This window comes from Hydrogenophaga sp. FG152 (assembly GCF_057809615.1).
In genome coordinates, this window is sequence record NZ_JBMDKH010000015.1 from 78,733 (window position 1) to 99,358 (window position 20,626).

Below are 20,626 nucleotides of genomic sequence, written 5' to 3' on the forward strand. Positions count from 1 at the left end.
CCCGCTGAAGCAAGACAAGGACACGATCACATGCCGACCTTTGCCGCCAACCTCTCGATGCTCTGGAACGAGCTGCCGTTTCTCGACCGCTTCGCCGCCGCCGCGCGCGCGGGCTTCAAGTCGGTGGAGTTCCTGTTTCCCTACGATTTCCAGGCCGACGAGATCCGGCAACGCCTGAACGAGCACCAGCTGCAGCTGGTGTTGCACAACATGCCGCCCGGCGACTGGGCCGCCGGCGAACGCGGCAAGGCCTGCTGGCCGGGCCGCGAGGACGAGTTCCGTGCCAACGTGGCGCGCGCCCTGCAGTACGCCACCGCGCTGGGCACGCCGAACCTGCACTGCATGGCCGGCATCCCGCCGAAGGGCACGAGCGCCGCGCAGGCGCAGGCCACGCTGGTGAGCAACCTGCGGTACGCCGCCGAGGCCGCGAAGCAGCAGGGCGTGCGCCTGCTGCTCGAACCGATCAACCACTTCGACATGCCCGGGTTCATCGTGAACCGCCCGCGCCAGGCCATCGCCATCATGGACGAGGTCGGTTCGGACAACCTCTTCCTGCAGTACGACATCTACCACGCGCAGCGCATGGAAGGCGAGCTCACCAACACCATCAAGGAGCTGCTGCCGCGCATCGCCCACATGCAGCTGGCCGATACGCCCGGCCGCCACGAACCGGGCACCGGTGAAATCAACTACCGCCACCTGTTCGACGCCATCGACGACCTGGGCTACACCGGCCAGATCGGCTGCGAATACAAGCCGCTCGACCCCGGCCCCGGCGGCACGGACAGAGGCCTGGCCTGGGTGGCCGCGCACGGCCAGACGCTCGAACTGCAAGGAGAGCCGGCATGACCCAGGACGGACTCAAGGTCGGCTTCATCGGCCTGGGCATCATGGGCGCGCCCATGGCGCTCAACCTGCGCAAGGCCGGGCATGCGCTCTTCGTGGCGAGCCGGGGCAAGATCCCGGCGGCCTTCGCCGAAGAAGGCGCCACCGTCTGCACCAACGCCACCGAGGTGGCGCGGCGTGCCGACATTGTGATCACCATGGTGCCCGACACGCCGCACGTCGACGACGTGCTGTTCGGTGAGACGGGTGTCGCCAAGGGCCTGAGCCCGGGCAAGCTGGTGATCGACATGAGCTCCATCAGCCCGATGGCCACCAAAGCGTTCGCGAAGAAGATCAACGAGCTCGGCTGTGACTATCTGGACGCCCCGGTCAGCGGGGGCGAAGTGGGTGCCAAGGCCGCGAGCCTGACCATCATGGTCGGCGGCCCGCAGGCCGCGTTCGACCGCGCCCAGCCGCTGTTCGCCGCCATGGGCAAGAACATCACCCTCGTGGGGGGCAACGGCGACGGCCAGACCACCAAGGTGGCCAACCAGATCATCGTGGCGCTCAACATCGAGGCCGTGGCCGAGGCCCTGCTGTTCGCCAGCAAGGCCGGCGCCGACCCGGCCAAGGTGCGCCAGGCCCTGATGGGCGGCTTCGCGGCCAGCCGCATCCTGGAGGTGCACGGCGAGCGCATGGTCAAGCGCACCTTCAACCCGGGTTTCCGCATCGAGCTGCACCAGAAGGACCTGAACCTCGCGCTGCAAGGCGCTAAGGAGCTGGGCGTGAGCCTGCCGAACACCGCGAGCGCGGCCCAGCTCATGCAGAGCTGCGCCGCCCACGGCATGGCCGGGCTGGACCACTCGGCCCTGTGCCGCAGCCTGGAGCTGATGGCGAAACACGAGATCGCCCCCGAACCGGCGGCCTGAGGTCAGGCGTCCGAGGCGGCCCCGGGGTCGATCAACTCGACCGAGCGCAGCACGTGGCGCCACTCGGGGTGCTCGGGGGCCGCCGCCCAGTGGCGCATCGCCTCCAGGAAGAGGGCGATGAAACTGCGCGCCGCGGGCGAGGGCGTTTCCTGCGCGCGGCGCACCACGCCCACCAGGTGGGAGCGGAAGCGCTCGCGCAGGGGCAGGGCCACCAGGCGGTCGCGCAGGCTGGCGGTTTCCACCAGCGGCCAGGGGCAGAAGCTGAGCATGTCGGTCTGCTGCACCAGGGTGAGCATGAGCGAGGCCGAATGCGCCAGGTGGATGCGCTGGCGCGGCGGCTCGATGCCGTGCTGCCCGAACAGGTTGTCCAGGATCATGGCGCGCTCGATCGGCGCGAAGTTGAGGATCCAGTCGTCGTCGCACAGCTCGGCCAGCGAGCGCGCCGCGCAGCGCGGGTGGCCCAGGCGCGCCACCACCGTCATGTCGTAGCTGAACAGGGGCGTGGCCTGAAAGCCCTGCATCGCGTCGTCGGGAGCGATGCGCCCGATCATGAGGTCCAGGCTGCCTTCGCGCAGCTTGGGGTAGGCCAGGGCGGACAGGCCGTCGAAGAATTCGAGCTGCACGTGCGGCAGGGCGGCCCGGAAGGCCGGCACCACGCGCGAGAGCAGCGTCTGCGCGACCCAGGGCGTCACGCCCACCGACAGCCGCTGCGTGGCGCCCGAGTCGCGGTGGCGCGCCAGCGCCTCCTCGGCCTCGCGCAGCTGGGCCGTCACGCGCTGGGCGTGGACCAGCAGCTCCTGGCCCGCCGGCGTGAGCGCGATGCCGTGGCCGTGCCGTGTGAGCAGTGCGATCTCGGCGTGCGTCTCCAGCTCGCGCAGCCCCTGCGTCACCGTGGCCTGGCTCAGGCCGAGCGAGCGCGCCGCCGCGCGGATGCTGCCTTCGGCGGCCACGGTCGCGAGGTAGCGGAGCTGGTGCACTTTCATAGGACGGCATTATGGGCACGACAGGCAGCGGCGAGCGTCGAGCAGTTTGACCTGTCTACCCCTCGCAGGGGCCGGTTCATAGACTCGCCGCCATGAGCTTCTGCATCGACAACGCCGCCGCCATTCACCAAGTGCTGCCCGCCGTGCGCGAGACCGCCGCCGAGATGGTGGCCTTGCGGCACCAGATCCACGCCCACCCCGAACTGGCCTACGAAGAGTTCGCCACCAGCGACCTGGTGGCCGCCCGCCTGGCCGAGTGGGGCTACGAGGTGCACCGGGGCCTGGCCGGCACCGGCGTGGTGGGCACGCTGCGCCGGGGGCAGGGCGCGCGCCGCCTGGGCATCCGCGCCGACATGGACGCACTGCCCATCCAGGAGACCACGGGCCTGCCCTACGCCAGCACGGTGGCCGGCAAGATGCACGCCTGCGGCCACGACGGCCACACCGCCATCCTGCTCGCCGCCGCGCGCTGCCTGGCGCAGGAAGAAGGCCTCGACGGCACGCTGCACCTGATCTTCCAGCCGGCCGAAGAAGGCCTGGGCGGCGCCCGCCGCATGGTCGAAGAAGGCCTGTTCGAGCGTTTCCCCTGCGACGCGGTGTACGCGCTGCACAACATGCCGGGCTTTCCCGTCGGCCAGTTCGGTTTCAAGGAAGGGCCGTTCATGGCCTCGTCCGATTCGGTCATGGTGACGGTGCAGGGCCGGGGCGGGCACGGTTCCTCCCCGCACCTCGCGGCCGACCCGGTGGTGGCCGCCGCCCACATCATCGTGGCGCTGCAGACCATCGTCTCGCGCAACGTGGACCCGCGCGAGATGGCGGTGATCTCCGTGGGGGCCATCCACGGCGGCGACGCGCCCAACGTGATCCCCGGCAGCGTGCAGATGCGCCTGACGGTGCGCGCCTACCGCCCCGAGATCCGCGCCATGCTGCGCGAGCGCATTACCGAACTCGTGCAGGCGCAGGCCGCCACGCTGGGCGTGCGGGCCGAGGTGGACTACCACTGGCGCTACCCCGCGCTGGTCAACCACGTGGAGAGCACGCGCTTCGCGCGCGAGGTCGCGCGCGACTGGCTGGGCGACGAGGGCCTGCTGCCCGAGCTGCAGCCGCTCACCGGCAGCGAAGACTTCTCGTTCATGCTGGAGCACTGCCCGGGCAGCTACCTCATCGTCGGCAACGGGGTGGGCGAGCAGCACGGCAGCGGCGGCTGCATGGTGCACAACCCCGGTTACGACTTCAACGACGCCATGCTGCCCATCGCCGCAAGCTACTGGGTGCAACTGGCGCGCCGTTTCCTGGCGCCCGCGAGCTGAGCGGCGCCGCATCTCCTGTCCCGCAACCCACGAAGGCACCGCCACCATGTCCCATCCGATCCTCTCGCTCTCCCGGCGCGCCGCCATCGCCGCCCTCGGTGCCACCGCCCTTGCCGGCGTGGTTTCCCCGGCCCTGGCCCAGGGCGCTTACCCCACCAAGCCGATCCGCATCGTCGTGGGTTACGCGCCGGGTGGCTCGGTGGACATGGCCGCGCGCGTGGTCGCCGACGTCCTCACCGCCAAGCTCGGCACCACGGTGGTGGTGGAGAACGTCTCGGGCGCGGCCGGCATCGTCGCGGCGCAGCGGGTGGTCAACAGCGCGGCCGACGGCTACACCCTGCTGGCCGGTTCGAGCAACGAGATGGCCGCCACCGGCCTGGTGAACCCGGCGCAGAAGTACGACCCGATCAAGGACCTCACGCCCATCGGCCTCATCGCCACCGCGCCGGTGCTGCTGGTGGCCGGATCCGGGCTGCCGGTGAAGAACCTCGATGAGTTCATCGCGCTGGTCAAGCGCAACCCCGGCAAGTACAGCTACGGCAGCTCGGGCGTGGGCTCGACGCTGCACTTCGCGGGCGAACTCGTGAAGCAGCGCGCCGGCCTGTTCATCACACACATTCCCTACCGCGGCACCAGCGCGCTCACCAGCGATCTGGCCGGCGGCACGCTGGACTTCGCCATCGTCTCGCCCACCGCGGCGGCCCCTTTCCTTCAGGGTGGGCGCATCACCGCGCTGGGCATCACCTCGGCGCAGCGCTTTCCCACCTTGCCGCAGGTGCCCGCGCTGGGTGAGCACCCGCAGCTCAAGGGCTACGACCTGGTCGGCTGGTTCGCGCTCGCCGCGCCGCGCGGACTGCCGCCGGAGATCGCGCAGCGCCTCTCGGCCGCGCTCAAGACCGGCCTGGCCGAGCCGGCCTACCGCCAGCGTCTGGAGGCGGGCGGCGCCATTCCGCCCGCCGGCAACGAAGACCTGGCGCAGATCATGCGCGCCGACCTCCAGAAGTACGCGGGCCTGGTGAAATTCGCGAACATGCGCGAGTGAGGCGGGCCGGCGCCGTCCGGCGCGCTGTTCCCACTCTGTAACCCCGGGGGGCACCGGACTCGCTAGACTTCTGCCCCATGCCTCAGCCGACCACTCCACCCAGTCTGAACGACCCCCGCGCCCTGCTGCGCCACCTGTACGACGTGGCGGTGCAGCGCGCGCTGCCTTTGCACAACACCGCCGCGAGCCTGCCGAAACCGCCCAAAGGCCGCACCCTGGTGCTGGGCGCGGGCAAGGCCGGGGGGGCGATGGCGCAGGCGGTGGAGGCCCTGTGGCCGGCCGATGCGCCGCTCTCGGGCCTGGTCGTCACGCGCTACCACCACACGCCGCCCCGGCCTGAAGGTCTGCCGCAGCGCATCGAGGTGGTGGAGGCTTCCCATCCCGTGCCCGACGCGGCCGGGCTCGACGCCGCCCAGCGCATCCTGAAACTCGCCGAGGGCCTCACGGCCGACGACCTGGTGCTGTGCCTGATCTCCGGCGGCGGCTCGGCCCTGCTCACGCTGCCCTGCGAAGGCCTCACGCTGGAAGACAAGCAGCGCATCAACCGCCAGCTGCTGGAGAGCGGCGCGCACATCGGCGAAATGAACACCGTGCGCAAGCACCTCTCGGCCATCAAGGGCGGGCGCCTGGCGGCGGCCTGCGCGCCCGCGCGCGTGGTCACGCTCACCATCAGCGACGTGCCCGGCGACGACGTCAGCGTGATCGCCAGCGGCCCCACCGTGGCCGACGCCTCCACCTGCGCCGAGGCGCTGGACATCCTGCGCCGCTACGGCATCGACGTGCCGCCGGCCGTGCGCGCGCAACTGGAGGGCGGTGCGCTCGAAACCCCCAAACCCGGCGACGCCCGCCTGCAGGGCCACGCAGTGGAACTCATCGCCACCCCGCAGCAGAGCCTGGAGGCCGCCGCCGAGGCGGCGCGGGCCCTGGGCCTGAACGTGGTGATCCTCAGCGACGAGATCGAAGGCGAGTCGCGCGAGGTGGGCAAGGTGCACGGGGCGATGGCGCGCTCCACCGCGCTGGGCCGCAGCAGCTTCCAGACGCCCTGCGTGATCCTCAGCGGCGGCGAAACCACCGTCACGGTGCGCCCGCGGGCGCCCGGCCAGGCCAAGGGCCGGGGCGGGCGGGCCGGCGAGTTCTGCCTGGGCCTGGCGCAGGCCCTGGGTGGACAGGCCGGCGTGTGGGCCCTGGCGGCCGATACCGACGGCATCGACGGGGTAGAGGACAATGCGGGTGCGCTGGTGACGCCCGACACCCTGGCCCGGGCCAGCGAAAAGGGCCTCAAGCTCACCGACCACCTGGCCCGCAACGATGCCTACGGCTTCTTCGAGCCGATTGGCGACCTGGTGATCACTGGGCCCACGCACACCAACGTGAACGACTTCCGGGCCGTGCTGGTGGTGTGACACCGGCGCGTTCCGCCCGGCGGTGAACCACCGCCAGCGGAGCCCTCACAACCCGCTTGATGTCGATCGTGCCCGCGAGGGCGCCCTAGGAAAGTCTTTTGCGCAGCCATTTCAACCGTTCCGCCCTGGTGCGTCAGCTCGCCGGGTGGTTGCCCGTGTCGGCGGATGTGCCCCGCCAGGACATGGCCGAGCGCCTGGGCGAGTGGTTGAACGTGGCCGACGCCATCGCCCTGCATTCGATCCACCAGACCTTGCCCTCGGTCACGGCCCGGCGCGCCGCCGTCAAAAACAACGCCACCGATGCGCAGGCCGAGCTGCAGCGCCTGCGCGCCACGCTCAGCCAGTCCATCACCACGCCACCCCAACCGCCGGTGGATGCCAGCGATGCCGAATTCGCCCCCCATCACCAGCGCTGCCTCGACCAGCAGCGCCGCATGGAGATGGGCATCGACGCGCTGCGCGGCCACCTGCGCCAGACCCTGGCCGCCACCTCGCCCCGCCTGGCGCAGCTCGCCGCGCTGGACGCCACGCTGGACCAGATGCTGGGCGGGCGCGAGCAGCGACTGCTCGCCGGCCTGCCGGCTTTCCTCAAGGCGCGGTTCGAACACCAGCGCCAGACCCACCCCGACACCTGGCCCCCCCTGTTCGAGCAGGACCTTCAGCAGGCCTTGCTGGCCGAGCTCGACCTGCGGCTGCAGCCGGTGCTGGGCCTGATCGAAGCGCTGGCCCAGGCGCCCGCGAAGCCGCATTGAATTGAATCCATGAACAGCCCTTCTCTGAACCGTTTGTTTTTCACCGCCGCCTTCGTCCTGGGCCTGCTGGCCATCGCCTGGGTGGGTGCCGGTTTTGTCGGCACCAGCCTCTTCGCCCTGGCCATGACCGCGGTCATCGGCGCGGTCTACCTGCTGGGTGCGCAGGAGATCCGGCGCTACCGCCAGACCACCGCCTCGCTCGCCGAGGCGCTGGCCAACGTGCCGCAGCCGCTCGCCACCCTGGGCGACTGGCTCGCGCGCGTGCCGCCCGGCCTGCAGAACGCCGTGCGCCAGCGCATCGAGGGCGAGCGCGGCGCGCTGCCCGGCCTGGCGCTCACGCCCTACCTGATCGGCCTGCTCGTGATGTTGGGCATGCTCGGCACCTTCCTCGGCATGGTGGTCACCTTCAAGGGCGTGGTGTTCACGCTCGAAGGCTCGGCCGACCTGCAGGCCATCCGCTCGGCGCTGGCCGCGCCCATCAAGGGCCTGGGCCTGGCTTTCGGCACCTCGGTGGTCGGCGTGGCCACCTCGGCCATGCTGGGCCTCATGTCCGCCATCGCCCGGCGCGAGCGCGCCGACGTGGCGCGCCAGCTCGAGGCCCACACCGCCACCGTGTTCCGCCCGTTCTCGCTGGCGCAGCAGCGCCAGGCCACCTTCGACGCCCTGCAGCAGCAGGCCGGTGCGCTGCCCGTGGTGGTGAACCAGCTGCAGGCGCTCATGGCGCAGATCGAACGCCGCAGCGAGCAACTCGACGAGCAGTTGCTGACCCGGCAGACCCAGTTCCACCAGGCGGCCAGCGAGGCCTACCAGGGCCTGGCGAATTCCGTGGAGCGGTCGCTCAAGGAGAGCGTGAGCGCCAGCGCCCACGCCGCGAGCGAAAGCCTGCGGCCCGTGGTGGAGAGTGCCAAAGGCACCATCGCGCTCATGGCGCAGATCGAACAGCGCGGCCAGCAGCTGGACGAACAGCTGCTGGCGCGGCAGACGCAGTTCCACCGGGAGGCCGGCGAGGCCTACCAGGGCCTGGCGAACGCGGTCGAGCAGACGCTCAAGGACAGCCTGAGCGCCAGCGCCCGCGCGGCCGGCGAAAGCCTGCAGCCGGTGGTGGAAAACGCCATGAGCGCGCTCGCACGGGAATCGACACAACTGCACGAGCGCGTGAGCGCGGCGGTGCAGGCGCAGATGCACCAGCTGTCCGAGCGTTTCGGTGCCACCGCCGGCACCGTGAGCGAGGGCTGGACGGCAGCCCTGCAGCAGCACGCCCACACCAGCGAACAGCAGGTGCAGGGCCTGGACCGCGCGCTCGCCGCCTTCACCACCACCTTCGAGGAACGCTGCGCCGCCCTGATCACCGGCGTGCAGGAGACTGTGAACCGCTCGCACGCCGAGCAGACCACGGCCGACCAGCAGCAGCAGGCGGCCTGGGCGCAGGCCTTGCAGAGCATGGCGGCCACGCTGCAGGGCGAATGGCGGCAGCTCGGCGCACAGACCCTGGCGCAGCAGCAGGCCGTGGCGCAGACGCTGGAGCAGACCGCGACCCTCTGGCGCGACGAACTCGCCAGCCTGCGCAGCGAAGAAGCCGCGCGCGACCAGGCCGGCGCTCAGCGCCTGGGTGAGTTGCAGTCCTCGTTGAACGACCAGGTGGCCACCCACCTCGCCACGCTGGGCACCGCGCTCGAAGCGCCCATGTCGCGCCTGCTGGACACCGCGGCCGAGGCGCCCAAGGCCGCGGCCGAAGTGATCGCCCAGCTGCGCCAGGAGATGAGCCAGCTCACCGAGCGCGACAACACCGCGCTGCAGGAACGCGCCGCGCTCATGCAGAACATCGACGGCCTGCTGCAGTCCGTGCAGCAGGCCACGGGCGAGCAGCGCGCTGCCGTCGAATCGCTCGTTGCTTCCGCCGGTGCGGTGCTCGACCAGGTGGGGCGCCAGTTCGCCGACACCGTGGGCGTGCAGGCCGTGCGCGCCGAAGAGGTGGCCGCGCAGGTCAACGGCAGCGCCATCGAGCTCGCCGCCCTCGGCGAGGCCTTCGGCCACGGCGTGCAGCTCTTCAGCACCACCAACGAAAAACTCATCGAGAACCTGCAGCGCATCGAAAGCGCGGTCACGCAGTCCATCGCGCGCAGCGACGAGCAGCTCGCTTACTACGTGGCGCAGGCGCGCGAGGTGATCGACCTCAGCATCAGCTCGCAGCAGGGCATCATCGAAGACCTGCGCCGCCTGCGCGGCCCGCAGCCCGCCGAGAAGAAGGCCGCGTGATGATCGGCCTGGACGACCGCCACATCGAGGACGAGGACGGCACCGACCACACCGCGCCGGTGTGGGCCGTGTTCGGCGATCTCATGTCCGGCCTGGTGGGCGCCTTCGTGCTCATCCTGGTCGGCGTGCTCGTGGTGCAGATGGACCTGGTGGCCAGCCTGCAGGCCGAAGTGCAGAAGCGCCAGCAGGAAGAGCAGCGCCGCATGGCGCTGGAAAAGGCCCTGGCCATTCCGCTGCAGAACGGCCGCGTGACACTGGACAACGGCCGCATCGGCATCAGCGGCAGCGTGCTGTTCGCGCTCAACTCCGACGAGCTGCGCCCCGAAGGCCGGCAGATTCTGCAGAGCCTGGTGCCGCCGCTGCAGGTCTACCTGGGCGAGCGCGACGAGATGCTGATGGTCAGCGGCTTCACCGACGACCGCCCGGTGCAGGCCACCAACCAGCGCTTCGCCGACAACCTCGAACTCTCGGCCCAGCGCGCGCTCACGGTCACGCGGGCGCTGATCCAGGAAGGCATGCCGCCGCAGCGCGTGTTCAGCGCGGCCTTCGGCGCCGAGCAGCCCGTGGCCTCCAACGGCAGCGAGAAGGGCCGCGCGCTCAACCGCCGCGTGGAAATGGCGCCCGTGCCCAAGACGGCCCCGGCGCCCACCCCGAAGCCCTGAGATGAGCCACGACGCCGACGCCGTGCACGCCCATTACCTGGCCGCCCTCACGCGCCGCCTGGAGGCCGCGCCCGAGGCCGTGCAACGCGTGCTGCGCGCGAAGCTGCCGGTGGCGGTGCCCGCCGAAGGCCCTGCCCAGCACACGGCGGCGCCCGCCACACCGCCCCGGCGCCCGCGCGCGCCACCGCCCAAGCCGCTGACGCCGCTGGGCCGGCTCAACCAGCACATCGCCTCCGCCACCCAGGCGCCGGGCACCGCCGCCGGCCGTCCCGAACTGCGCAGCGCGCAGGCGTTTCGCGAAACCTGGTCTCGCCTGTGCGCCGAGGACGAGGTGGTGCAGGCCGTGCAGCGCGGCCCTGAAAACGCCGGCCCGCTCAACTCGCACATGCTGGTGCTGCGCACCCTGGGCCTGCTGCGCGAACTCTCGCCGGACTACCTGCGCCGTTTCATGGCGCACGCCGACACCCTGCTGTGGCTGGAGCAGTCAAGCGCCCAGCTCAAGCAGCCGGCCGGCAAGCCCAAGGCGGCGCGGCAGAAGAAATGAACGCCATGACCCACCCCGTGCCCATCGAGATCGCCGGACAACTCGCGGCCACCCGCGCCGTGCTGGAGCGCCACCTGGGCGACACGCTGCAGGCCATCCACCTGTTCGGCTCGGCCCTGGACGGCGGCCTGCAAACCTTGAGCGACCTGGACCTGATGGTCACCGTGAGCGCGCCCCTGGCCGAGCCGGTGCGCCGCGCGCTGATGGGGGACCTGCTGGCCGTCTCCGCGCCACCCGGCACCGAGGGCCCGCTGCGCGCGCTCGAAGTGACGGTGGTTGTGCGCGGCGACGTGGTGCCCTGGCGCCATCCCGCGCGGCGCGAACTGCAGTTCGGCGAATGGCTGCGCGAGGACCTGTTGGCCGGCACCATCGAGCCCGCCATGGAGGACCACGACCTGGCGATCCTGCTGAGCAAGCTGCGGCAACACAGCGCCGCGCTGATGGGACCGCCCGCGGCCGAGCTGTTCGAGCCCGTGCCTGCGGCCGATTTCGCGCAGGCGCTGCTCGACACCGTGGCGCAGTGGAACGAGGCGACCGACTGGGTGGGCGACGAACGCAACGTGGTGCTCGCCCTGGCGCGCATCTGGTTCAGCGCGGTCACTGGCGGGATTGCCTCCAAGGACGCCGCCGCCACTTGGGCGCTCGAGCGCCTGCCCGAAAGGCATCGGCCGGTCCTGGCCAAGGCGCGCTTGGCCTACCTGGGCCACGCGCGAGACGATCTGGCCGAAGACGCGGAGGGCGTGGCGGCGTTCGTGCGGCATGTCCGGGCCGAGGTCGAGCGCGTGGTCTGAGCGCCTGAAGCCGCCGCTGCGGTGCTGAGCGGCGCTGCTGTGCTCACCGGGAAGACCCGGCCCAGGCTCGACGGATTGAGCCTACGCCCACTGTGCCGATCAAATCCGCCTATATTTTTTACCCATGAACCTGCCCGCATCGCCCATTGCCGGGGTCGTCAGCCCGACCTCGATCGACAAGAAAAAGATCAAATTCCTGCTGCTGGAGGGCGTGCACCCCTCTGCGGTGGAGGTGCTGCGCGCCGCCGGCTACAGCCAGATCGAGAGCCTGCCCGGCGCGCTGCCCGAGGACGAGCTCAAGCTCCGGATCGCCGACGTGCATTTCCTGGGCATCCGTTCCCGCACCCAGCTGACCGCCGAGGTGCTGGCCCATGCGCAGCGGTTGGCGGCGGTGGGGTGCTTCTGCATTGGCACCAACCAGGTCGACCTGAGCGCGGCCAGTGCGCGGGGCGTGGCGGTGTTCAATGCGCCGTTTTCCAACACCCGGTCGGTGGCCGAGCTGGTGCTGGCCGAGGCGATTCTGCTGATGCGCGGCATCCCCGAGAAAAACGCGGTGTCGCACCGGGGTGGCTGGCTCAAATCGGCCAGCCATTCCTACGAGATCCGGGGCAAGACGCTGGGCATCGTGGGGTATGGCTCCATTGGCGCGCAGTTGTCGGTGCTGGCGGAAGCGCTGGGCATGCAGGTGGTGTTTTTCGATGTGGTCACCAAGCTGCCGATGGGCAACGCGCGCCAGGTGTCGAGCCTGGCCGATGTGTTGAGGCAGGCCGACGTGGTGAGCCTGCACGTGCCGGAAACCGCCGCGACACAATGGATGATCGGTGCGGCCGAGCTGGCCTTGATGAAAGCCGAGGCGGTGCTGATCAATGCGGCGCGCGGCCAGGTGGTGGTGATCGAGGCCCTGGCCGAAGCCATCCGGCAGAAGCGCCTGCTGGGTGCGGCGATCGATGTGTTTCCCCAGGAGCCCCGCAGCAACGACGACCTCTTCGAGTCGCCGTTGCGGGGTCTGGACAACGTGATTCTGACGCCGCACATCGGCGGCTCGACGAAGGAAGCGCAGGAAAGCATCGGCGTGGAGGTGGCGGCCAAGCTGGTGAAGTACAGCGACAACGGCACCACGACCTCCTCGGTCAACTTTCCCGAGGTGGCGCTGCCGGCCCACCCCGGGCATCACCGACTGCTGCATGTGCACCAGAACGTGCCGGGCGTCCTGTCCCGCATCAACCAGGTGTTCTCCGACAACCACATCAACATTGCCGGGCAGTTTCTGCAGACCCGGGGCGAGGTGGGCTATGTCGTGATCGATGTCGATGCTGCCTATTCGGACATCGCGCTGGCCCGCCTGCTCGATGTGCCGGGCACGCTGCGTTGCCGCGTGCTGTTCTGATACTGGCCCGGCGCCTGGCCCACGTGGCGGCTGAAGGCGGTGCTGAAGCTGCTGGCCGAGCTGTAGCCCACGCGCTCGGCCACCTCGACCAACGCCATGCCCTCGCGGCGCAGCAGGTCCTTGGCCAGCGCCATGCGCCAGGCCAACAGGTATTCCATGGGGCGCAGACCGACGGCGCGTGAGAAGCGGTCGAAGAAGGCCGAGCGCGACAGCGCCGCCTGTCGGGCGAGTTCCTCCACGGTCCAGGTGCGCGCGGGCTCGCCGTGCATGAGGCGCATCGCCGCCGCCAGCCGCGCGTCGGCCAGGCCGCGCAGCAAGCCGGGAGGGGCGCCTTCGCCGGTGGTGGAGCGCAGCGCTTCGATGAGCAGCACCTCCACCAGCCGGCCCAGCACCAGCTCGCGGCCGGCGCGCTGCTCGGTCGATTCCTCGCGCACCAGCCGCACCAGCACCGAGAGCCGATCGATGCCTCGCACGTGCAACAGGGCGGGCAGCAGCGAGACCAGCAGGGCCGCGTCGGGCGAGCCGAAGGCGAAGTAGCCGCCGAGCATGCGCACGTCCGGCGGGCCGTCGGGCCGGCCGTGGCGCAGGTCGCCTTCCATGCCGGCCGCCTGCAAGGCGTCGATCGCCACCGGCACCACCGGCTCGAAACCCGAGAGCGTGAAGCCCGGCGTGGCCGGCATCAACACGAAATCGCCCGCTTCCAGGGTGATGGGTTCCTGGCCCTGGACGGCGAGCAGGCAGCGGCCCTCGAGCAGGGTGCAGAAGCTGGGCTGCCCGAAGGCCGAGTAGCGCACGCCCCAGGTACCGGCGCCGCTGATCACTTTCGAGAACACCGCGCGGGGCCGCAGCAAGGCGATGACGTCGGCAAGGGGATCCACCATGGATGGACTTTGGCGAATGATTGACGGACTTTTGATTGTAGTCAGTCCGGTTTTGTCTCGATATCGTGACGACCTTCTTCACTTCATTTGCAAGGACCTCTCCATGAAAACCGTTCTGATCACTGGCTGCTCGTCTGGCTACGGCCTCGAAACCGCGCGCCACTTTCTCGCCCAGGGCTGGCACGTGGTGGCCACCATGCGCACGCCGCGCTGGGACCTGCTGCCGGCCTCGGAGCGCCTGGCCGTCCTGCCGCTGGACGTGACCGACCCGGCCAGCATCGCCAGCGCCCTGCAGGCCGCCGGGCCCATCGACGTGCTGGTGAACAACGCCGGCCTGGGCCTGTTCGGGGCCTTCGAGGCCACGCCCCTGGCCACGGTGCGCGAGATCTTCGAGGCCAACACCTTCGGCACCATGGCGATGACGCAGGCGGTGCTGCCGCAGTTCCGCGAACGCCGCGCCGGGCGGGTGGTCAACGTCACTTCCAGCGCCACGCTCGCGCCCATGCCGCTGGTGGCGGCCTACACCGCGAGCAAGACCGCCATCGAAGGCTTCACCGCTTCGCTCGCGCACGAGCTGCAGGCCTTCAACGTGCGCGTGAAGCTGGTCGAGCCGGGTTACGCGCCCACCACGCGCTTCACCGAGAACGGCGCGCAGCGCATGCAGGGGCTGATCCCCGAGGCCTACGCACCCTATGCGCAGGCCGTCTTCGCCACCCTGGGCTCGGCCTCGGCCTTCACGGTGGAGTCGGACGTGGCCGAGGCCGTGTGGCTGGCCGCGAACGACGCCTCACCCCGGCTGCATTACCCGGCGGGCGCGGACGCGGTGGCGCTGGCCCGGCAGGCCGCCTGACGCGCGCCCGGTGCGGCTCACTCCGCCTCGATGCCGGCGGCCTTGATGACGCGGCCCCACATGTCGGTCTCGCTGGCCTGGAACTTCACCAGCTCGGCCGGTGAGGTGGGGAACACCTCGCCGCCGCTGCCAGCGAAGAACTGGCGCACGGCCTGGCTTTCGATGGCCTTGTGCAGCAACTCGTTGAGGCGCGTCACCACCGGCGCGGGGGTGCCGGCCGGCGCGTAGGCCGCGAACCAGTAGCCCATGTCGTAGCCCTTCACGCCCGCTTCGGCGATGGTGGGCACCTCAGGCAGCGATGCCATGCGCCTGGCCGAGGTGACGCCCAGCGCGCGCACCTTGCCGGTGGTGATCTGCGGCATGCCGGTCGAGGCGTCGGTGAACATCATGGTGATCTGCCCGCCAAGCAGGTCGGTGATGCCCATGGGGTTGCTGCGGTAGGGCACGTGCAGGATGTTGACGTTGGCCATCTGCTGGAACAGCTCGCCCGCCACGCGGCTGGACGAACTGCCGCTGCCGAAGGACAGCTTGCCCGGCGCCTGCTTCGCGGCGGCCAGCACGTCGGCCACGCTCTTGTAGGGCGCGTCCGCGCGAACGATCATGATCTGCCCGCCCTTGCCGATGCCGGTGATGGCGGCGAAGTCCTTCACCGGGTCGTAGGAGAGCTTCTTGTACAGGTGCTGGTTGGCCGCGTGCGTGGTGTTGGTGGTGATGAGCACGGTGTGGCCGTCCTTGGGCGCGTTGGCGGCGGCCTGGGCCGCGATCATGCCGCTGGCGCCCGCCTTGTTGTCCACCACCACCGGCTGCCCGGTCTGCTCGCTGACCGATTGGCCCAGCGCGCGCGCCAGGATGTCGGTGGCGCTGCCGGCGGCAAAGGGCACGATGAAGGTGATGGGCTTGGTGGTGAGCGAAGCCTGGGCGAAGGCGGCGGGCAGGGCCAGCACCGAGGCGAGCGCGACCACGGCGTGGCGGCGGGTGAAGGGGCTGTTGTTCATGTCTGTCTCCTGGGGTGGATGGTGAAGGAAGAAGCGCCTCAGCCCGAGGGGCCGTGCAGTTGGGAAACCAGGTGGGCGGGAACCTCGAGGTCGAGCGCCAGCAGGTGGAAGGACAGGGCCTTGCCGTGGCTGTCCAGGTTCAGGGCGTCGTTGACGCCGCCGTCGAGCACGTCGTCCAGCACGAAGTTCATCGCGTGCAGCTTGGGCAGCAGGTGGCGCACCACCTGGCTGGGCTGGCGGTGCCGGAAGTGCGCGGCGACGCGCTCGGCGGTGATCTGCGCCACGATCAAGGGATAGAGCGCCTCGCTCCAGGCGATCACGCTGATGTTGGATCGGTTGCCCTTGTCGCCGGTGCGGCCGTGGGCGGCGCGCCACAAGGGCACGGTGAGGACGGGGGGGCTCACTGGAGCACCTTCGCCCTGCGGGCTGGGGTGCGAGCTTGCTGGGGAGCGGCCCTGCGCTGCGCTCATGCGCCGTCTCCTTCGTCCAGCAGGCGAAAGCCGGTGGGCACCAGCGCGCGGTCCATGGGGCAGGAGGCGGTGCCCAGGGTGGGGCGCAGCGCGGTGCGCACACCACCACCACCCGCCGGGCCACAGGTGTAGAGCGCCGTCACCTCGCGCATCAGCCGCTGCGCCATGGCCTTGTCCGCGTGGCGCGTGGCCACGCGCAAGCGCACGTCGGTGGCCGAGCCGGGCACGCTGTGCCGCAGCCAGCGGCCCTGGTCGTCGGCCAGCACGCTGGCCACGCCAATCAGGTCGATGCGCAGCGGGCCCAGCCCGTTCAGGCGCTGGGTGAGCACCTCGGCAGCAAGCCTGGCGCGCTGCTCCGCGCGCACGCCGGCGTAGGAGATCTCGCCCTCGGCCAGCCAGCCGCTCTCGAAGCACACGTTCACCTTCAGCGTGTCCGGCCGCCCATGGCCGCGCACACCACTGAGTTGGACCCGGTCCCGGCCCACCTGTTCGACGCGGGCCTCGGTGATGTCGGCCACCACATCGGGCGTGAGGTAGGCGCGCGGGTCGTGCACCTCGTAGAGCAGCTGTTCCTTGACGGTGTGCCCGTCCACCATGCCACCGGTGCCCTCGGGTTTGAAGACCGTGCAGCTGCCGTCCTGCGCGATGGCCGCAATGGGGTAGCCCACCCGCGCCAGGTCCGGCACGTCCTTCACGCCGGGGTCGGCGTAGTAGCCGCCCGTGACTTGCGCGCCGCACTCCAGCAGGTGGCCGGCCATGGTGGCGCCCGCGATCCGGTCCCAATCGTCCAGGGCCCAGCCATGGTGGGCCAGTGCCGGTCCGAGCACCAGGGACGGGTCGGCGACGCGGCCGGTCACCACCACGTCGGCGCCCGCGCGCAGCGCATCGGCAATGGGCTGCGCGCCGATGTAGGCATTGGCGCTGATGACGGTGCGGCCGGCCAGCTGCGCCGCCAGGTCGGGCGACATCAGCGTGTCCGCCACCCGGTGGGCCACGTCGTCGCCGTGCACCACCGCCACCCGGGGTTCGCGCAGGCCCAGGGAGCGCGCGATGGCCTGGATGCGCCGGCCCGCGCCGAGCGGGTTGGCCGCGCCGAAGTTGCTCACGATGGGAATGCGGTGCGCCAGGCAGCGCGCGAGCACGGGCCGCACCAGCTCGTCCAGCATGGGCTCGAAGCCACCGTCCGGGTCCTGCAGGCGCGCCAGTTGCGCCAGCGCCAGCGTGCGCTCGGCCAGGGTTTCGAAGATCAGGCAGGCCGGGCCACCGGTCTGGATGAGCGCATCGACCACCGGCCCGGCGGCGTCGGTGCGGTCGCCGGAGAAGCCGGCGGCCGAGCCCACGTGAATCACCGTTGTGTTTGCCATGTCGCGCACTGTAGGCGCCGGGCACTCATCCTGTGAAACTCAAACTTCAGATATATTGATCTGAAATGCAGATCAATCTGTCCACCCGCGAACTGCGCGCCTTCGTGGCATTGGCCGAGCAGCGCAACTTCACCCGCGCGGCTTCGCTGTGCCACCTGTCCCAGCCCGCGTTCTCCGCGCTCATCCAGTCGCTGGAAGCCAACCTGGGTGGCCGCCTGTTCGAGCGCACCACGCGGCACGTCGAGCTCACCGCCGAGGGCGAGGCCTTTCTGGACGCCGCGTTGCGCCTGCTCAAGGACACCGACACCGCCATCGAAGGGGTGCGCGACCACGTGGCGCGACGCCGGGGCCGGGTGGCGATCGCCATCCTGCCCTCGCTCGCGGCCGGCTGGTTGCCGCCCCTGCTCGCGCGCTTCCACCAGGCGCACCCCGGCATTGAACTCGACGTGGCCGACGTGCTGTCCGACGAATGCCTGGAGCGGGTGCGCGCCGGCCGGGCGGACTTCGCCCTGGCCTCATCGCGCACCGACGCGGCCGAGCTGCACACCGAGCGCTTCTGCTCGGACGATTTCCATGTGGTGTTTCCCGCGGGCCACGCGCTCGCGGCCGGTGCGGGCGCGGTGCGCCTGGCCGAGCTGCATGCCTTCCCGATGGTGCAGCTGGCCCGTTCCAGCAGCGTGCGCCAGTACGTCGAGGCCGCGATCTATCCGCACCGCATGCGCACGGTGATGGAGCTGGAGCAGCTCAGCACCGTGGCCGGCATGGTGCGCGCGGGCCTGGGCATCACCATCGTGCCCTCGCTCACGCTGTTCCACTTCGAGCAGCCCGGGTTGGGCGCGCGCCAGATCAGGTCGGCCGGGCTGAAGCGGCAGGTGTTCCTGGTGCGCCGCGCGGACCGAGCGCTGTCCTCGGCGGCGCAGGGGCTTCACAGCCTGCTGATGAAGCACCGGCCGTCGTGAGGGCGGGCGCAGACAGGCCTCGCCATGGTGGAGGGGCGAGGTTTTCTCTCAATCGTGTCCTCGGTGTGGTTTCCGCTTCAACAGTCTGAATGCGGTACGGGTGGATTGGTCCTCAAACTTGGGGATTCAAATTCCGAAGGCTCCGCCCTAAGCTGCCCTCCATCGTCTCGTTGCAGACGAGATCCTCAGAGGAGGTGCGCCATGGTTGTGGATCGCCGGTCGTTGCTCGGGTCACTGGTGGGTGGTTTGCTTGCCTCGACAGCGTCGCGCGCGTTGAGCTTCCAGCCACCGAGTTGCCAGGCGCACAAGCCCTCAGACAGGCTGGTGGTGGACGTGCATTGCCATATTCTGAATGTGAGGGATGTCGACAGGGATGCGTTCGTCAAACGCAGAATTCTGGAGCTGGACGAAAACCGATCCATTGGCGCCTTGGTGGTCAGTGCATTTGCTCAACTGGGGTATGCCAGCGCTTACCTGAACACCCACACCATGGCCAGTGAGCTTGAGTTCATCGCCAGAAACCAGAAGACCTGGCTCCGCCAACCCGAGGCCTTTTGTCTTCCAGGACCGAAGGATCGCACCAAGGTGTTTGGCACCGAGTACGAGTTTTCATCGCCGAGTGGAGGCGCCAAACCGTTGGCGGGAATGATGAACGGTCGCCTGGCCAACACGGTCCGGATGATGCATGAGTACCCAACGGTCGATCTGTTCACCCCATCCATGGTGGACTTCTACGAAGGTGCTGAAAACTGGTACTCGGAAAACGACACGATGTCGGTGGTCTACGAAAGAATCAGTCAGGCCACCTTCGGCAGGATCTTGCCCATGGTGTCCTTCCATCCGCAACGCCAGGCAGACTTGCAGCATCGCGAGGAAAGACTGACGCCATTGGGCCTGGTGAAGAAGTCGATCAAGGACAGGAACTTTGTTGGCGTGAAGCTGCATCCCTCGGTGGGTTATGGGCCCGGTGGGAATGCCAAGCTGGCTTGTCCCAACTCGAAGCGGAACCGAAGCGTCCAGGTCGATCAATACCGCAAACGGTACGGCGATCGTCTGGACAGGGCGCTGTGGGAGCTGTTCGAGTACTGCGCAGACAACGAGGTGCCCATCCTGACGCATGGAAGTCCTGGCATACCGGCCTATGCAGCGTGCATGAAGCCTGAAGGGGTGGCGCCCGAGGAGTGGCTATACGCCCCCTTGCAGTGGGCCGCTGTGCTGGAGCAGATGAAACGCCGCAATCCCGCCAAACCATTGCGCATCTGCCTGGGACATTTCGGTGGTGCATTTTCCAGTCACAGCTATTGGCATCCCTGGATGAACAACTTGCTTCAGGCCATGTCCGACCATCCTTCGCTCTACGCCGACCTCTCGATCCAGTCTGGTCTGTTCGACAGCGATTCGGGCCGCCGCAAGGCATTGCGCTCCCAGTTCACCAAGCTGTATGAGGACAACAAAGTGTTGTCGCAACAGAGCATTTACGGTTCCGATTGGCACATGGCCGAGGTGGCAACGATCGGGCCGGCGTACTTGACGGACTTGGTGGAGCTGGTTCCGGCGTCCAGCCGGAACAGGGTGTTCGGCCTGAATGCCGCTGAGTTTCTGGGACTCCAGAAGGGGCGTGCGAACAGGGCGCGCATTCAAGACTACATGCGCTGGCTGGAAAAGAAAGGCCGCATGCCTGCGGGATACCAGCCCGCGTGGATGAGCAAAGTGGATGCGTCGACTTGAGTCTTCGCGTTGGCCTCGCCTTGCGGGGGAGGCGTTTGCCTGTTCAACCCAGCTCGGCCAGCCCCGGGTTGAACACCACCTCCCACAGGTGCCCGTCCGGGTCCTGGAAGTGGCCGGCGTAACCGCCGTAGAAGGTCTCTTGCGCGGGCTTGACGATCCGCGCGCCGGCTTCGGTGGCCTGCCGCATCACGGCGTCCACCGCCTCGCGCGAGTCCACGTTGTGGCCCAGCGAGAGTTCCAGCGCGCTCGACGCCTGCGCGGTGGGCGAGAGCAGCGGCAGGCCGGTGTCGGCCGCCAGGCTGCGGCGCGGCCAGAGCGCGAGCTTCAGGCCGGCCTGCAAATTGAAGAAAGCCACGGCGCCGTTCTCGAACTCGGTGCCGATGATGCCCTTGGTGGCCAGGCCCAGGCCGTCGCGGTAGAACGCCACCGCGCGTTCGAGGTCGTCCACGCCGAGGGTGATGACGGTGATGCGGGGTTGCATGGCCAGGGCGCCCT

Annotated in this window: 20 protein-coding genes; 14 read left to right on the forward strand and 6 right to left on the reverse strand. The window is 69.7% G+C overall.

Translation table 11 applies throughout. From position 1 onward, the window contains the following. Positions 1 to 30 precede the first annotated feature (30 nt). Both hyi and ACODTB_RS17995 read left to right on the forward strand, forming a co-directional pair. The gene (hyi, locus tag ACODTB_RS17990) at positions 31 to 849 is read left to right on the forward strand and encodes a hydroxypyruvate isomerase (protein ID WP_291115591.1); all 819 of its coding nucleotides are present in this window, start codon (positions 31 to 33) and stop codon (positions 847 to 849) included. Then, positions 846 to 1,754: a 2-hydroxy-3-oxopropionate reductase gene (locus tag ACODTB_RS17995; protein WP_291115593.1), complete on the forward strand. Its 909-nt coding sequence runs from the start codon at positions 846 to 848 to the stop codon at positions 1,752 to 1,754. The genes hyi and ACODTB_RS17995 overlap by 4 nt, the downstream gene beginning before the upstream one ends. A gap of 2 nt (positions 1,755 to 1,756) precedes the next feature. On the opposite strand, the gene ACODTB_RS18000 is transcribed toward ACODTB_RS17995, so the two are convergent. Next, positions 1,757 to 2,737, reverse strand: coding sequence for a LysR family transcriptional regulator (locus tag ACODTB_RS18000; RefSeq protein ID WP_291115596.1), 981 nt, complete (start codon positions 2,735 to 2,737; stop codon positions 1,757 to 1,759). 92 nt (positions 2,738 to 2,829) lie between these two features. On the opposite strand from ACODTB_RS18000, the gene ACODTB_RS18005 reads away from it, so the two are divergent. From ACODTB_RS18005 to serA, 9 genes are all read left to right on the forward strand, one after another. After that, positions 2,830 to 4,047 (forward strand): M20 aminoacylase family protein, encoded by a 1,218-nt coding sequence (locus ACODTB_RS18005; protein WP_291115599.1) that lies wholly within the window; start codon positions 2,830 to 2,832, stop codon positions 4,045 to 4,047. A 46-nt stretch (positions 4,048 to 4,093) separates the two neighbouring features. Further along, entirely contained in the window at positions 4,094 to 5,089 is a 996-nt protein-coding gene (locus tag ACODTB_RS18010; protein ID WP_291115602.1) for a Bug family tripartite tricarboxylate transporter substrate binding protein, read from the forward strand. Positions 5,090 to 5,166: 77 nt separating this feature from the next. Beyond that, positions 5,167 to 6,492: a glycerate kinase type-2 family protein gene (locus tag ACODTB_RS18015; RefSeq protein WP_291115605.1), complete on the forward strand. Its 1,326-nt coding sequence runs from the start codon at positions 5,167 to 5,169 to the stop codon at positions 6,490 to 6,492. Between the two features lie 98 nt (positions 6,493 to 6,590). After that, positions 6,591 to 7,244, forward strand: coding sequence for a DUF3348 family protein (locus ACODTB_RS18020; RefSeq protein WP_291115608.1), 654 nt, complete (start codon positions 6,591 to 6,593; stop codon positions 7,242 to 7,244). A 9-nt stretch (positions 7,245 to 7,253) separates the two neighbouring features. Beyond that, on the forward strand, positions 7,254 to 9,500 hold the full coding sequence (locus ACODTB_RS18025) for a DUF802 domain-containing protein (protein ID WP_488929604.1): 2,247 nt from the start codon (positions 7,254 to 7,256) through the stop codon (positions 9,498 to 9,500). Continuing rightward, entirely contained in the window at positions 9,500 to 10,162 is a 663-nt protein-coding gene (locus ACODTB_RS18030; protein ID WP_291115632.1) for an OmpA family protein, read from the forward strand. The genes ACODTB_RS18025 and ACODTB_RS18030 overlap by 1 nt, the downstream gene beginning before the upstream one ends. Position 10,163: 1 nt before the next feature. Next, positions 10,164 to 10,706 carry a DUF2894 domain-containing protein gene (locus tag ACODTB_RS18035; protein ID WP_291115614.1) on the forward strand — a complete coding sequence of 181 codons (543 nt, stop codon included), beginning with the start codon at positions 10,164 to 10,166 and terminating at the stop codon, positions 10,704 to 10,706. 5 nt (positions 10,707 to 10,711) lie between these two features. Continuing rightward, positions 10,712 to 11,497, forward strand: a complete 786-nt coding sequence (locus ACODTB_RS18040; RefSeq protein WP_291115617.1) for an AadA family aminoglycoside 3''-O-nucleotidyltransferase — start codon at positions 10,712 to 10,714, stop codon at positions 11,495 to 11,497. Between the two features lie 124 nt (positions 11,498 to 11,621). Next, positions 11,622 to 12,884: a phosphoglycerate dehydrogenase gene (serA, locus tag ACODTB_RS18045; RefSeq protein ID WP_291115620.1), complete on the forward strand. Its 1,263-nt coding sequence runs from the start codon at positions 11,622 to 11,624 to the stop codon at positions 12,882 to 12,884. Here serA and ACODTB_RS18050 read toward each other — a convergent pair. Next, on the reverse strand, positions 12,815 to 13,765 hold the full coding sequence (locus ACODTB_RS18050; protein ID WP_291115623.1) for an AraC family transcriptional regulator: 951 nt from the start codon (positions 13,763 to 13,765) through the stop codon (positions 12,815 to 12,817). The two genes, serA and ACODTB_RS18050, sit on opposite strands and share 70 nt — an antisense overlap. A 103-nt stretch (positions 13,766 to 13,868) precedes the next feature. Here ACODTB_RS18050 and ACODTB_RS18055 point away from each other — a divergent pair, with 103 nt between their 5' ends. After that, positions 13,869 to 14,615, forward strand: coding sequence for an SDR family oxidoreductase (locus ACODTB_RS18055; protein ID WP_291115626.1), 747 nt, complete (start codon positions 13,869 to 13,871; stop codon positions 14,613 to 14,615). 17 nt (positions 14,616 to 14,632) lie between these two features. Here ACODTB_RS18055 and ACODTB_RS18060 read toward each other — a convergent pair whose 3' ends face one another. From ACODTB_RS18060 to ACODTB_RS18070, 3 genes are read right to left on the reverse strand one after another with little or no spacing between them, the layout of a single operon-like run. Further along, positions 14,633 to 15,610, reverse strand: coding sequence for a Bug family tripartite tricarboxylate transporter substrate binding protein (locus ACODTB_RS18060; protein WP_291115629.1), 978 nt, complete (start codon positions 15,608 to 15,610; stop codon positions 14,633 to 14,635). Between the two features lie 38 nt (positions 15,611 to 15,648). Then, positions 15,649 to 16,080 carry an AtuA-related protein gene (locus ACODTB_RS18065; protein ID WP_488929605.1) on the reverse strand — a complete coding sequence of 144 codons (432 nt, stop codon included), beginning with the start codon at positions 16,078 to 16,080 and terminating at the stop codon, positions 15,649 to 15,651. Beyond that, positions 16,077 to 17,444 (reverse strand): acyclic terpene utilization AtuA family protein, encoded by a 1,368-nt coding sequence (locus ACODTB_RS18070; protein ID WP_488929606.1) that lies wholly within the window; start codon positions 17,442 to 17,444, stop codon positions 16,077 to 16,079. The genes ACODTB_RS18065 and ACODTB_RS18070 overlap by 4 nt, the downstream gene beginning before the upstream one ends. A gap of 65 nt (positions 17,445 to 17,509) precedes the next feature. On the opposite strand from ACODTB_RS18070, the gene ACODTB_RS18075 reads away from it, so the two are divergent. Beyond that, entirely contained in the window at positions 17,510 to 18,403 is an 894-nt protein-coding gene (locus tag ACODTB_RS18075; protein ID WP_291116561.1) for a LysR family transcriptional regulator, read from the forward strand. 201 nt (positions 18,404 to 18,604) lie between these two features. Then, positions 18,605 to 20,131 (forward strand): amidohydrolase family protein, encoded by a 1,527-nt coding sequence (locus ACODTB_RS18080; protein ID WP_291116558.1) that lies wholly within the window; start codon positions 18,605 to 18,607, stop codon positions 20,129 to 20,131. A gap of 43 nt (positions 20,132 to 20,174) precedes the next feature. Here ACODTB_RS18080 and ACODTB_RS18085 read toward each other — a convergent pair whose 3' ends face one another. After that, entirely contained in the window at positions 20,175 to 20,612 is a 438-nt protein-coding gene (locus ACODTB_RS18085; RefSeq protein WP_488929607.1) for a VOC family protein, read from the reverse strand. Positions 20,613 to 20,626: the final 14 nt, after the last annotated feature.